The organism is Ramlibacter sp. P4_H7, assembly GCF_056400765.1.
The window spans coordinates 37012-49511 of record NZ_JBFUKP010000001.1; the positions used below are offsets into that span (position 1 = coordinate 37012).

Sequence of the window (12500 nt, forward strand, 5' to 3'; positions counted from 1 at the left end):
GATCAGCCGCCCAGTTCGTCGGCCCGGGACTGCGCCTTGGCGAAATCGAGGTCACCGGAGTAGATGGCGCGCCCGCAGATCACGCCCTCGATGCCTTCGTCTTCCACCGCGCACAGGTCCTCGATGTCCTTCATGGAGGACAGGCCGCCGGAGGCGATGACCGGGATGGTGAGCGCCTGAGCGAGCTTCACGGTGGCGTCCACGTTGATGCCCGTCAGCATGCCGTCGCGGCCGATGTCGGTGTAGATGATGGACTCGACGCCCCAGTCCTCGAACTTCTTGGCCAGGTCGACGACTTCGTGGCCGGTCAGTTTGCTCCAGCCGTCGGTGGCCACCTTGCCGTCCTTCGCATCGAGGCCGACGATGATGTGGCCGCCGAAGGCCGTGCAGGCGTCCTTCAGGAATCCGGGATTTTTCACGGCCGCCGTGCCGATGATCACGTAGCGCAGCCCGCCGTCGATGTACTTCTCGATGGTGTCCAGGTCCCGGATGCCGCCACCGAGCTGCACCGGGATGTCGTCGCCCACGGCCTTCAGGATGGAGCGCACCGCGGAAAAATTCTGCGGCTTGCCGGCGAAGGCGCCATTGAGGTCCACCAGGTGCAGGCGCCGGGCGCCCTTCTGCAGCCAGGTCCGCGCCATGGCGGCGGGGTCCTCGCTGAAGGTGGTCGCCTGGTCCATGTCGCCCTGCTTCAGGCGTACACAGTGGCCGTCTTTCAGGTCGATTGCGGGAATCAGCAGCATGGGGAAGGTGGAGGAAGGCGGCTCGCGGGTGCGACCCGGTGGGCTTCAGGGTGTCCAGTGGAGGAAGTTGCGGTACAGCGTGAGGCCCTGGTCGGCGCTTTTCTCGGGGTGGAACTGGGTCGCAAAAATATTATCGCGGGCCACGGCGCAGGTAAAGCGAACGCCGTATTCGGACTCGCCGACGCTGTGGCGCGGGTCCGACGGCTTCGCATAGAAGGAATGCACGAAGTAGAACCAGCTTTCGTCCGGCACGCCGGCCCACATCGCGTGGGGCTGCGCCTGGCGCACCCGGTTCCACCCCATCTGGGGCACCTTGTAGCGGCTGCCATCCGGCTGGTGCTGTCCTTCCAGCTGGAAACGCACCACTTCGCCATGAATGAGACCCAGGCCATGGGTAGGTCCTTCCTCGCTGCGATCGAGAAGCATCTGCATGCCCACGCACACGCCGAACAGCGGCTTGGTCGCCGCGGCCTCCAGCACGGACTCCAGCAGGCCCGACTCGCGCAGTTCGCGCATGCAGTCCGGCATTGCGCCCTGCCCCGGCAGCACCACGCGTTCGGCGGCGCGCACGTCCTCGGGGCGCGAGGTCACGACCGCCGTCACGCCGCTGCCCTGCGCCACGTGCAGGACCGCCTGCGAGACCGATCGCAGGTTGCCCATCCCGTAGTCGACCACCGCCACCGTGCTCACGCGACCACCTTGGTTCCTTGCGCCAGGCTCGGGCTCAAAGGCTTCCCTTCGTCGACGGGATGGTGCCGGCCGCGCGCGGATCGAGCTCCAGCGCCGCGCGCAACGCACGGGCGAAAGCCTTGAAAACGGTCTCGCACTGGTGGTGCGCGTTCTCGCCGCGCAGGTTGTCCACGTGCAGGGTGACGAAGGCGTGGTTCGCGAAGCCCTGGAAGAACTCGTGCGCGAGCTGCGTGTCGAAGGTGCCGATCATGCCGCTCTTGAACGGCACGTTCATGATGAGGCCGGGACGGCCCGAGAAATCGATGACCACGCGCGACAGCGCTTCGTCCAGCGGCACGTAGGCATGGCCGTACCTGCGGATGCCCCTCTTGTCGCCGACGGCCTTGTAGACGGCCTGCCCCAGGGTGATGCCCACGTCCTCCACCGTGTGGTGGCCGTCGATGTGCAGATCGCCCTTGGCTTCGATCTCGAGGTCGATCAGCCCGTGCCGGGCGATCTGGTCCAGCATGTGGTCGAAAAACCCGATGCCGGTGGCGAGCTTCGCCTGGCCTGTGCCGTCCAGGTTGACGCGCGCGGTGATCTGCGTTTCGGCAGTGTTGCGGGTCACCTCCGCTTGCCGGAGGGGGCTTCCAGTTTCGTTCCGCGGGTCGGAGGGAGTGGTCATAGGGTGGACTGCAGGGCAGAGAGCATCTGCGTGTTCTCGTCGGCGGTGCCGACGGTCAGGCGCAGGCACCCGGCCAGCAATGGGTGCATTTTAGAAACGTTCTTGACGAGCACCTTGCGAGCCCTCATGCCTTCGAAGCTGCGCACCGGATCCGCCACGCGGACCAGCACCATGTTGGCATCGCTCGGCCAGGACTGGACGCCCATTTCCTGGAGCGCCCTCTGGATGCGCCCGCGCTCACGCTTCAATTCCGTCGCCTGGGCGACGAACACGTCCTCGTGCTCCAGGGCGAACAGCGCCGCTTCGGCGTTGAGCACGCTCACGTTGTAGGGCGGCCGGACCTTGTCGATCTGCGCGACCAGCTGCTCGGGACCCATCATGTAGCCGATGCGCACGCCGGCCAGCCCGAACTTGCTGAGCGTGCGCATCAGCAGCACGTGCTCGTGCCGGGTGACGCGGTCCAGGTAGCTGCGGCTGGCGAAAGGCTGGTACGCCTCGTCGAGCACCACCAGGCCGGGCGCTGCCTGCACGATCTTCTCGATCGTGTCGTCGTTCCAGAGATTGGCGGTGGGGTTGTTCGGATAGGCCAGGTAGACGATGGCCGGCTGGTGCAGCGCGATCGCATCGAGCATGGCTTTCTCGTCCAGCTCGAAATCAGGCGTGAGGTCCACGCCCACGAACTTCAGGCCCTGCAACTGCGCGCTCATGGCGTACATCACGAAGCCCGGAAGCGGCGCCAGGATGGTGGCGCCGGGCACGTCGCAGGCCAGCGCCAGCAGGGAAATCAGTTCATCCGAGCCATTGCCCAGCATCAGGCCGAAGCCGGCGGGCAGCCGGGCATGGCGCGCCAGCGCGGCACGCAGTTCGTCGATGCGCTCGCCCGGATAGCGGTTCAGGGCCACGGCCGCCAGCCGCTCGCCCAGCTCCTTCTGCAACGCCGCCGGCAACCGGTGCGGGTTCTCCATGGCGTCCAGCTTGACCATGCCCCGGGAGTCCTGGATCGCATAGGCATGCATGGACTGGACGTCCTGCCGGATACGGGTGGCGATCAGTCGGTCCAGGGTGGCACTCATGGCGATGAAGGAATCGGTCCGACCTGCGGACGCTGGAGGTTGGGGGGAAACGGGACGGATGCGGCCGGACGAGCCGCCCGCCAATACTAACGCTTCAGTCGGAGCTCTGCCGCACGGGCGTGGGCCTGCAGGCCCTCGCCATAGGCCAGTTCGGCGGCGATGGTGCCCAGGGTCTGCGCGCCCGCCTCGCTCACCTCGATCAGGCTGCTGCGTTTCTGGAAGTCGTACACGCCCAGCGGGCTGGAGAAACGCGCCGTGGTACTGGTGGGCAGGACGTGGTTGGGACCCGCGCAGTAGTCGCCCAGCGACTCGCTCGTGTAGGCGCCCAGGAAGATCGCCCCGGCGTGGCGCAGCAGCGGCTCCCAGCGGTGCGGGTCGCTGCTCGCGATCTCGAGGTGTTCCGGCGCGATGCGGTTGCTGATCTCGCAGGCCTCTTCCAGGCTGCGGGTGTGGATCAGGGCGCCGCGCCCGTTGAGCGACTTGGCAATGATTTCGGCACGCAGCATCTCCGGCAGCATCCGGTCGATCGCCTGTTGCACCTTTTCGATGTAATCCGCGTCCGGGCACAAGAGGATGCTCTGCGCCAGTTCGTCGTGCTCCGCCTGGGAGAACAGGTCCATGGCCACCCAGTCGGCGGGCGTCGTGCCGTCGGCCAGCACCAGGATCTCGCTGGGGCCGGCGATCATGTCGATCCCCACCTGGCCGAACACGCGGCGCTTGGCCGCCGCCACGTACGCGTTGCCGGGGCCAGTGATCTTGTCGACGCGCGGCACGGTCTGCGTGCCATAGGCCAGCGCCCCGACTGCCTGGGCGCCGCCGATGGTGAACGCGCGCGTCACGCCCGCCACGTGGGCGGCCGCCAGCACCAGCGGGTTCCGCTCACCGCGCGGGGTGGGCACCACCATGACGATCTCGCCCACACCCGCGACCTGCGCCGGGATGGCGTTCATCAGCACCGACGAGGGATAGGCCGCCTTGCCGCCAGGCACGTAGATGCCGACGCGGTCGAGCGGGGTCACCTTCTGCCCCAGCAGGGTGCCGTCGGCATCGCGGTAGCTCCAGCTCTCGCCGCTCGCCTTCTTCTGCGCCTCGTGGTAGCTGCGCACCCGGGCGGCTGCGCTTTCCAGGGCGCCACGCTGCTTCGCGGGCAGGCTCGCGAAGGCCGCCGCGAGCTCACGGGGATGCAATTGCAGATCCGCCATCGAGCCGGCCTGCATATCGAACCGGTTCGTGTACTCCAGCACCGCCGCATCGCCGCGCGTCCGCACATCGGCCAGGATCCCCGCCACTGCCTGTTCGATGCCCGCATCCGTGTCCGCGGACCAATGCAGCCGCGCCGCCAGGGCGGCATCGAAGCCGCTGTCGGTGGTGGCAAGACGCAGGGGGCGGGCGGAGGCGGTCATCGGGCAGCGGCAGCAACGGTTCGCGCGAACACGTCGATCAGGTGGCGGATCGGTTCCTGCTTGAGCTTCAGCGCCGCCTGGTTGACCACCAGCCGCGAGCTGATGTCCATGATGCGCTCGACCTCCACCAGGTTGTTGGCCTTGAGCGTCCCACCGGTGGAGACGAGGTCGACGATCGCATCGGCCAGTCCCGTCAGGGGCGCGAGCTCCATGGAACCGTAGAGCTTGATCAGGTCCACGTGCACGCCCTTGGCGGCGAAGAAGTCGCGCGCGATGCCGACATACTTGGTGGCCACCTTCAGGCGTGATCCCTGGCGCACCGCGCTGGCGTAGTCGAAGTCGGAACGCACCGCCACGCTGACGCGGCACTTGGCAATCCGCAGGTCCAGCGGCTGGTACAGGCCCTGGCCGCCGTGTTCGATCAGCGTGTCCTTGCCCGTGACGCCCAGGTCGGCGCCACCGTACTGCACGTACGTGGGGACATCCGAGGCCCGCACCAGCACGACGCGCAGGTCGGGGTTGGTGGTGCCGATGATCAGCTTGCGGGACTTTTCTGGGTCTTCCAGCACCTCGATCCCCGCGGCCTTCAAGAGGGGCAGGGTCTCGTCGAAGATGCGGCCCTTGGAGAGGGCCAGGGTCAGGGCGGGTCGACCCGCAGGCGTCATGTCACTCTTTCGATTTCGGCGCCGAGCGCGCGCAGCTTGGCTTCCATCTGTTCGTAGCCACGGTCGAGATGGTAAATCCGATCGACCATGGTTTCGCCATCGGCGACCAGGCCGGCGATCACCAGGCTGGCGGACGCGCGCAGGTCCGTCGCCATGACGATCGCGCCCGACAGGCTTTCCACGCCGTGCGTGATGGCTACCTTGCCGTCGACGTCGATGCGCGCGCCCATGCGCATCAGCTCGCTGACGTGCATGAAGCGGTTCTCGAAGATGGTCTCGGAAATCTTGGCGTCGCCCTCGGAAATGCAGTTGAGCGCCATGAACTGAGCCTGCATGTCGGTGGGAAAACCGGGGTACTCGGTGGTCTTGAAGCTCTGGGCGTGCAGCCGGCCCTCCGAGTGCACCCGAATGCCGCCCTTGACGGGCTCCACCTTCGCGCCCGCGGCGATCAGCAGGTCGATCACGGCGCCCAGATGCTCGGCGCGGCCGTCCTGCAGGAACACGTCGCCCCCCGTGGCCGCGACGGCGCACAGGAAGGTGCCGCATTCGATGCGGTCCGCCACCACCTTGTGCGTCGCGCCATGCAGCTTCTCCACGCCCATGATCCGGATGCGCCCGGTGCCGTGGCCCTGGACCTTCGCGCCCATGGCGTTGAGCATGTCGCCCAGGTCGGTGATCTCCGGCTCCATCGCCGGGTTCTCCAGGATCGTCTCGCCCTCGGCCAGGGCCGCCGCCATCATGAAGTTCTCGGTGCCGGTCACCGTGATCATGTCGGTGCGGATGTGCGCGCCCTTCAGCCGCGTCCAACCCTTGGGCAGCTTGGCGATCATGTAGCCGTGCTCGATCACGATCTCGGCGCCCATCTTCTGCAGGCCCTTGATGTGCTGGTCCACCGGTCGGGCGCCGATCGCGCAGCCGCCGGGCAGCGACACCGTCGCCTCGCCGAATCGCGCCAGCAGCGGCCCGAGTGCCAGCACCGCGGCGCGCATGGTCTTCACCATCTCGTAGGGCGCCTCGGGAAAGTGCAGATCCTTCGACGCGATCACCACCGTGCCGTCGGGACTGAATTCCGCCGTCGCTCCCATGTTGCGGATGAGCTTGAGCATCGTCGCCACGTCCTGCAGGCGCGGGATGTTCTGCAGCGTCACGGCATCGGGCGTGAGCAGCGCCGCGCACAGTTCGGGCAGTGCGGCATTCTTCGCGCCGGAAATACGCACTTCGCCGTGCAGCGGCCGGCCGCCGCGAATCAAGAGCTTGTCCATGGGCCTTAGTGAGGAAGTGCCGCCCATTCCGCGGGCGTGAATGTCTTCATCGACAAGGCATGCACCTCGTCGTTGTGCATTCTCCCACCGAGCGTCCGGTAGACCCGCTGGTGCCTCTGGATAGGACGCAAACCGGCGAACTCGGCTGACACGATGACCGCCGACCAGTGGCGGCCGTCCCCCTCGACTTCGATGTGATCGCAGGCCAGGCCGGAAGCGATGATGGAACGCAGGTCGTCGGCAGTCATGGAAAGGTCCTTCTCAGCCGCGGATCTTGTAGCCGATGCGCAGCAGGTGCACCGCCACGGCGCTCACCAGCAGCATGGCGCTGCCGACGATCCCCAGGCTGAGCCAGGGCGAGACATCGCTCACGCCGAAGAAGCCGTAGCGGAATCCGTCGATCATGTAGAAGAACGGATTGAGGTGGGAAACCCGCTGCCAGAACTCGGGCAGGGAATGGATGGAATAGAAGACGCCGGACAGGAACGTCATCGGCATGATGATGAAATTCTGGAACGCGGCCATCTGGTCGAACTTTTCGGCCCAGAGGCCGGCGATCAGCCCTAGCGCGCCGAGCATGGCGGCTCCCAGCACCGCGAACACCAGGATCCACAGCGGCGCGACGAAGCTCACGTGCGCGAACCACGCCGTCACGAGGAACACGCCGAGCCCCACGCACAGGCCGCGCGCCATCGAGGAGCCGACGTAGGCAATGAACCAGCTCCAGTGCGACAGCGGCGTGAGCAGCACGAACACCAGGTTGCCCATGATCTTGCTCTGGATCAGGGAGGACGAACTGTTGGCGAAGGCGTTCTGCAGCACGCTCATCATCACCAGCCCTGGCACCAGGAACGCCGTGTAGCTGATGGTGTCGTACACCTTCACGCGGTCGGACAGCACGTGGCCGAAGATCAGGAGGTACAGCAGCGCGGTGAGGACCGGAGCCGCCACGGTCTGGAATCCCACCTTCCAGAAGCGCAGCACTTCCTTGTACAGGAGCGTCTGCCAGCCGGTCATGTGGGAGCCTCCGCCCGCCCGGCGGCCATGACGTCCAGGAACACGTCCTCGAGGTCCGCCTTGCGGATCTCCACGTCCTCGACGCGCAGGCCGGCTTCGCGGATGACCGCCAGGTGCTGCTCGATCTCGTGGGCGTCGTGCGCAGGAAGCTGCACGATGCGGCCGGTCACCCGCGCCTTGCCTTCGAAGGCGCGTGGCAGCGCGCCATCGACCTTGAAGCGCAGCACGTTGCTCGACGCGGCCTGCAGCAGTTCGCTGGTGCGCTCGAGGGCGACGACCTTGCCGGCCTTCAACATGGCGATGCGGCTGCAAAGCGCTTCCGCTTCTTCCAGGTAGTGCGTGGTGAGCAGGACCGTGTGGCCTTCGCGATTGAGCCTGGCGATGAACTGCCACAGGGTCTGGCGCAATTCCACGTCGACGCCCGCCGTCGGCTCGTCGAGCACGATCACGGGCGGCCGGTGCACCAGCGCCTGCGCGACCAGCACCCGGCGCTTCATGCCGCCGGAGAGCTGGCGCATGTTGGAGGTCGCCTTGTCGGCCAGCCCGAGGCTGGACAGGAGTTCATCGATCCATGCGTCGTTGTTCTTAACGCCGAAGTAGCCGGACTGGATGCGCAGCGCCTCGCGCACCGTGAAGAAAGGATCGAACACGAGCTCCTGGGGCACCACTCCCAGCTGGCGGCGCGCCTGGGCGTACTGCTTCTGCACGTCGCTGCCGCGCACGACCACGGAACCGGAGCTGGCGCGAACCAGGCCCGCGAGGATGCTGATGAGGGTGGTCTTCCCTGCCCCATTGGGACCGAGCAGGCCGAAGAACTCGCCCTCCTGGATATCGAAGCTGACGCCGTCGAGGGCCTTGAAGCTGCCGCGCGGGGTGCTGTAGGTCTTGGAGACGGACTGGAAGGAAATGGCGGGCATGGGCAACCTGCCATTTTAGCGGCCGGGGTTCGCCCACGCCCGGGCGCGGGAACTAGGCCGCCGCCGTGGTCTCGGGGAGCAGTTCGCCCACCCCATAGAGGGTGGCAAGGGCGCGCAGCCTCGGATGCAGCTGGCTGACGGCAAAGGTCTTGCCGAGGGCAAGGGCCTCCCGGCGGCACTCCAGCAGCACCGCCAGCGCCGAGGAGTCGAAGTGACGCAGCGCCGAGGCATCGGCCACCGCCAGCTTGCCGGATTCCGACCGCAGGGCCTGCGCCAGCATTCGGCAGCATGCCGTGGCCTGTTCGTGCATCAATTCTGCGGGCAGCACCAGCACGGTGTCAGCTCTTCTTCCCGGAGGCGTTGGCCTTGTTGCGCTCCGCGATGGAGGCGATGAGGCCATCGATGCCCTTGGCGTTCACCTCCTGCGTGAACTGGCTGCGATAGGTCTCGACCAGCCACACGCCCAGCACGTTGAGGTTGTAGATCTTCCAGCCGGTGCCCTGGCCCGGCGTGCGCTCGAGCCGGTAATCCAGCTGGATCGGATCGCCGCGGCCGCGCACCTCGGTGCGCACGACGACGTCGTTGTCGGTCGGTTCGCCGCGCAGCGGCTTCATCGAAATGGTCTCGTCCGACACCTGCGACAGCGCGCCCGCATAGGTCCGCACCAGCAGCAGCTTGAATTCTTCCTGCAGGCGCTTGCGCTGTTCCGGCGTGGCTTCACGCCATGCCGGCCCGACGGCGGACGACGTCATGCGCTGGAAGTTCACGTTGGGCATGATCTTGGCGTCGACCACGGCGATGATGTGATTGAAGTCGCCGGATCGCACCTGCTTGTCGGTCTTGATGGTCGTGAGCACATCGTCGGACAGCCGCTTGATCATGGCGTCGGGCGCCTCGTCGGCTGCCTGCGCGAGTGGCCATGCACCGGCCATCAGTCCCGCGGCAAGCACCGCGGCGGCCATCCGGCCCAGGGAACGTCTCTTCATCTCTCTATCCTTTCAACCGGGCCGGGGCCCGGGCTTCCCCATTGGAACTCGACGGGGGTGCGGGGTTTCCGCTTGAGCGGGTACGAAAGCAACAGCTTGCAACCTCACTGGGGAGGAGCGGGCTGTGGCTGCGCTGGTGGCGGCTCGGCTGGAGCCGGCTGCGGCCTTTGAGGCGCAGGGGCGGGCGCGGCGGGAGCGGTGCCTGGCGGCGTGTCGCCGGATTCATCGGGCAGGGGCGGCGGGATGTCCTCCTTGCCCTGGTCGTCGATCGACGCGCGCCGGAACTGCAGGTAGGCGTCCCGGGTGAACGCGTACCGATCGATGGCAGCACCTTGCAGCACGTCGACGGTGCGAAGAAGGTTCGCGCGGCGGTCGATGGTGAACAGGCCCTGCGCGATATGGCGCGTGTCGATGTCGTTGATCTGGCGGATGACGTCGTAGCGACGGTCGACGTAGAGCGAGAAGGCGTCGCGCACTGTGGAAGGACCGTAGAACGGGATCACCAGGTAGGGACCCGCCGGGACGCCCCAGCGACCCAGCGTCTGGCCAAAGTCCTCGCGGTGCCTCTCGATGTTCAGGTCGCTGGCCACGTCGAAGAGGCCCAGCACCCCGAACATGGTGTTGACGTGGAAGCGCGCGAAGTTTTCTTCGGCATCCTGCAGGCGGCCCTGCAGCAGGCTGTTGAAGGCGGACCAGGCATCGCTCGCGTTGTTGAAGAAGTTGGACACGCCGGTGCGCACCAGCGCCGGCACGTTGTCCACGTAGAACACCGCGACCGGCCGCAGCAGGAGGTTGTCGAAGCCCTCGTTGAAGCTCTGGAGTTCCCGGTTGAGGGGTTCCCAGGGATCGCGCGCGAGCGTGCGGCCCTTCGTGGTGGCGCATCCACCCAGGAGTCCAAGCGACAAAGCTACTGTCAGCGCGGCAAGAGCGCGCAGAAACCCGGCATTTCTCATTTCTTATTTCTTGGTCGTTCCCGCAGCCGGCCCTTCAGCGGCCTTGTTGTAGAGAAACTGGCCGATGAGGTTCTCGAGCACGACTGCGGATTGCGTGGTCGTTATGGTATCGCCAGCCACGAGGTTCTTGTCGTCGGCTCCTGCCTCGATGCCTACGTACTGTTCACCCAGCAGTCCGCTCGTCAGCACCTTCAGCGAGCTGTCCTTCGGGAACTGGTATCGGGTCTCCAGGGTAAGGGTGACCAGCGCCTGGAAGGACTTGCCGTCGAAGGCGATGGATTCCACGCGCCCGACCACCACGCCTGCGCTCTTCACCGCAGCCCGTGGCTTCAGGCCCCCGATGTTGTCGAACTTCGCGGCCAACCGGTAAGTAGGCTGGAAGCTCAGCGTGAGCAGGTTGGCCGCCTGCAGCGCCAGGAACACCAGCGCGGCGGCGCCGATGAGGACGAAGAGTCCCACCCAGACGTCGTTCTTGTTGCGCTCCATCTTGTTTCTCCTAGATGCTGAACATCATCGCGGTCAGCACGAAATCGAGCCCGAGCACGGCCAGCGAGGCCACCACCACGGTGCGGGTGGTGGCGCGGGACACGCCCTCGGGCGTGGGCCGCGCCTCGTAACCTTGCAGGACCGCCACGAAGGTCACGGCGATGCCGAACACCAGGCTCTTGATGACGCCGTTGCCGACGTCCTTGAACACGTCCACGCCCCCCTGCATCTGGCTCCAGAAGGCGCCCGGGTCGACGCCGATCATCAGCACGCCGACGATCCAGCCGCCCAGAATGCCCACTGCGCTGAACACGGCCACGAGCAAGGGCATGACGAACACACCACCCCAGAATCGCGGCGCCAGGATGCGCTGCACCGGGTCCACGGCCATCATCTCCATGGCCGAGAGTTGCTCTCCGGCCTTCATCAGACCGATCTCGGCCGTGAGGGAAGTGCCCGCGCGGCCGGCGAACAGCAGCGCCGTGATCACCGGCCCGAGCTCGCGCACCAGGCTCAGCGCCACCATGAGGCCCAGCGCTTCGGACGAGCCGTAGCGCTGCAGGATGTAGTAGCCCTGCAGCGCGAGCACGAACCCGACGAACAGGCCGGACACGCCAATGATCGCCAGCGAATAGTTGCCCAGGAAATGGATCTGGTCGCGGACCAGCCTGCCGCGGGCCAGGCTGCTGCCGACGAGCGCGAACAGGCGCGCCAGCAGCTTGGCGGCATGGCCGATGTCGGCCAGCTTGCTGCGCACGGCGAATCCGACGTCGGAGGGACTCCACCAGCTCATCGCCCGAGACCTTCGCTGAAATCGTCCTGGACGCTGGGGCCCGGGTAGTGGAAGTGCACCGGCCCTTCCGGAAGCGCATGCACGAACTGGTGCACCAGCGGATCGCTGGAGCTGCGCACTTCCGCCGGCGTGCCCTGCGCGGCGACGCGGCCGTTGGCCAGCACGATCACCTGGTCGGCAATGTGGAAGGTTTCCTCCAGGTCGTGCGAGACCACGATGCTGGTGATGCCCAGCGTGTCGTTCAGCTGGCGGATCAGGTGCGCTGCGGTGCCCAGCGAAATGGGATCGAGGCCGGCGAAAGGCTCGTCGTACATCACCAGGTCCGGATCGAGCGCGATCGCCCGCGCCAGCGCCACGCGGCGCGCCATCCCGCCCGACACTTCGCTGGGCATCAGGTCGCGCGCACCGCGCAGGCCGACGGCGTTCAGTTTCATGAGCACGATGTCGCGCACCAGGCTTTCCGGAAGCCCGGCGTGCTCGCGCAGGGGAAACGCCACGTTGTCGAACACGCTCAGGTCCGTGAACAGCGCACCGAACTGGAACAGCATGCCCATCCTGCGGCGGATGCGGTACAGCCCGTCGCGGTCGAGCGCGGGAACGTCCGCGCCGTCGAACAGCAGTTCACCGGACTGCGGACGGATCTGTCCGCCGATCAGGCGCAGCACGGTGGTCTTGCCGCCACCGGACGCACCCATCAGCGCGGTGACCTTGCCCCGCGGAACCGTGAAGCTCACGTTCTCCAGGATGGGCCGCGCCCCGTAGCCGAAGCTCAGGTTCCGGCATTCGACGAGCGCGGTCGGTTCGGGATCGGTCATCCGTTCGGGGAAAGGCCGCAATGCGGCCGGGAA

16 protein-coding genes are annotated in these 12500 nt (G+C 66.8%); all 16 read right to left on the reverse strand.

From position 1 onward, the window contains the following. Positions 1-2 precede the first annotated feature (2 nt). Positions 3-743 (reverse strand): 1-(5-phosphoribosyl)-5-[(5-phosphoribosylamino)methylideneamino]imidazole-4-carboxamide isomerase, encoded by a 741-nt coding sequence (gene hisA / locus AC1DSA_RS00210; RefSeq protein ID WP_477884843.1) that lies wholly within the window; start codon positions 741-743, stop codon positions 3-5. 45 nt (positions 744-788) lie between these two features. After that, positions 789-1433 carry an imidazole glycerol phosphate synthase subunit HisH gene (hisH, locus tag AC1DSA_RS00215; protein ID WP_477884845.1) on the reverse strand — a complete coding sequence of 215 codons (645 nt, stop codon included), beginning with the start codon at positions 1431-1433 and terminating at the stop codon, positions 789-791. A 34-nt stretch (positions 1434-1467) separates the two neighbouring features. Next, complete coding sequence (hisB, locus tag AC1DSA_RS00220; RefSeq protein ID WP_477884847.1) at positions 1468-2097, reverse strand: imidazoleglycerol-phosphate dehydratase HisB; 630 nt, start codon at positions 2095-2097, stop codon at positions 1468-1470. Next, positions 2094-3170: a histidinol-phosphate transaminase gene (gene hisC, locus AC1DSA_RS00225; RefSeq protein WP_477884849.1), complete on the reverse strand. Its 1077-nt coding sequence runs from the start codon at positions 3168-3170 to the stop codon at positions 2094-2096. The genes hisB and hisC overlap by 4 nt, the downstream gene beginning before the upstream one ends. Positions 3171-3256: 86 nt before the next feature. Then, positions 3257-4573 (reverse strand): histidinol dehydrogenase, encoded by a 1317-nt coding sequence (gene hisD, locus AC1DSA_RS00230; protein ID WP_477884851.1) that lies wholly within the window; start codon positions 4571-4573, stop codon positions 3257-3259. Continuing rightward, positions 4570-5238, reverse strand: coding sequence for an ATP phosphoribosyltransferase (gene hisG / locus AC1DSA_RS00235; protein WP_477884853.1), 669 nt, complete (start codon positions 5236-5238; stop codon positions 4570-4572). Before hisG ends, hisD begins: the two co-directional genes overlap by 4 nt. Then, positions 5235-6500, reverse strand: coding sequence for a UDP-N-acetylglucosamine 1-carboxyvinyltransferase (gene murA / locus AC1DSA_RS00240; protein WP_477884855.1), 1266 nt, complete (start codon positions 6498-6500; stop codon positions 5235-5237). The genes hisG and murA overlap by 4 nt, the downstream gene beginning before the upstream one ends. Before the next feature lie 5 nt (positions 6501-6505). After that, the gene (locus AC1DSA_RS00245) at positions 6506-6748 is read right to left on the reverse strand and encodes a BolA family protein (protein WP_477884857.1); all 243 of its coding nucleotides are present in this window, start codon (positions 6746-6748) and stop codon (positions 6506-6508) included. Between the two features lie 13 nt (positions 6749-6761). Then, positions 6762-7517: an ABC transporter permease gene (locus AC1DSA_RS00250; RefSeq protein WP_477884859.1), complete on the reverse strand. Its 756-nt coding sequence runs from the start codon at positions 7515-7517 to the stop codon at positions 6762-6764. Then, positions 7514-8434, reverse strand: a complete 921-nt coding sequence (locus tag AC1DSA_RS00255) for an ABC transporter ATP-binding protein (RefSeq protein WP_477884861.1) — start codon at positions 8432-8434, stop codon at positions 7514-7516. The genes AC1DSA_RS00250 and AC1DSA_RS00255 overlap by 4 nt, the downstream gene beginning before the upstream one ends. Positions 8435-8486: 52 nt before the next feature. After that, positions 8487-8768, reverse strand: a complete 282-nt coding sequence (locus AC1DSA_RS00260; protein WP_477884863.1) for an STAS domain-containing protein — start codon at positions 8766-8768, stop codon at positions 8487-8489. Between the two features lie 4 nt (positions 8769-8772). Continuing rightward, positions 8773-9420, reverse strand: a complete 648-nt coding sequence (locus tag AC1DSA_RS00265) for an MlaC/ttg2D family ABC transporter substrate-binding protein (RefSeq protein WP_477884865.1) — start codon at positions 9418-9420, stop codon at positions 8773-8775. A gap of 104 nt (positions 9421-9524) precedes the next feature. Continuing rightward, the gene (locus AC1DSA_RS00270) at positions 9525-10325 is read right to left on the reverse strand and encodes an MlaA family lipoprotein (RefSeq protein ID WP_477884867.1); all 801 of its coding nucleotides are present in this window, start codon (positions 10323-10325) and stop codon (positions 9525-9527) included. Positions 10326-10376: 51 nt separating this feature from the next. Further along, the gene (gene mlaD, locus AC1DSA_RS00275) at positions 10377-10859 is read right to left on the reverse strand and encodes an outer membrane lipid asymmetry maintenance protein MlaD (RefSeq protein WP_477884869.1); all 483 of its coding nucleotides are present in this window, start codon (positions 10857-10859) and stop codon (positions 10377-10379) included. Positions 10860-10869: 10 nt separating this feature from the next. Beyond that, positions 10870-11652, reverse strand: a complete 783-nt coding sequence (mlaE, locus tag AC1DSA_RS00280) for a lipid asymmetry maintenance ABC transporter permease subunit MlaE (protein ID WP_477884871.1) — start codon at positions 11650-11652, stop codon at positions 10870-10872. Beyond that, entirely contained in the window at positions 11649-12467 is an 819-nt protein-coding gene (locus AC1DSA_RS00285; protein ID WP_477884873.1) for an ABC transporter ATP-binding protein, read from the reverse strand. Before AC1DSA_RS00285 ends, mlaE begins: the two co-directional genes overlap by 4 nt. Positions 12468-12500 lie beyond the last annotated feature (33 nt).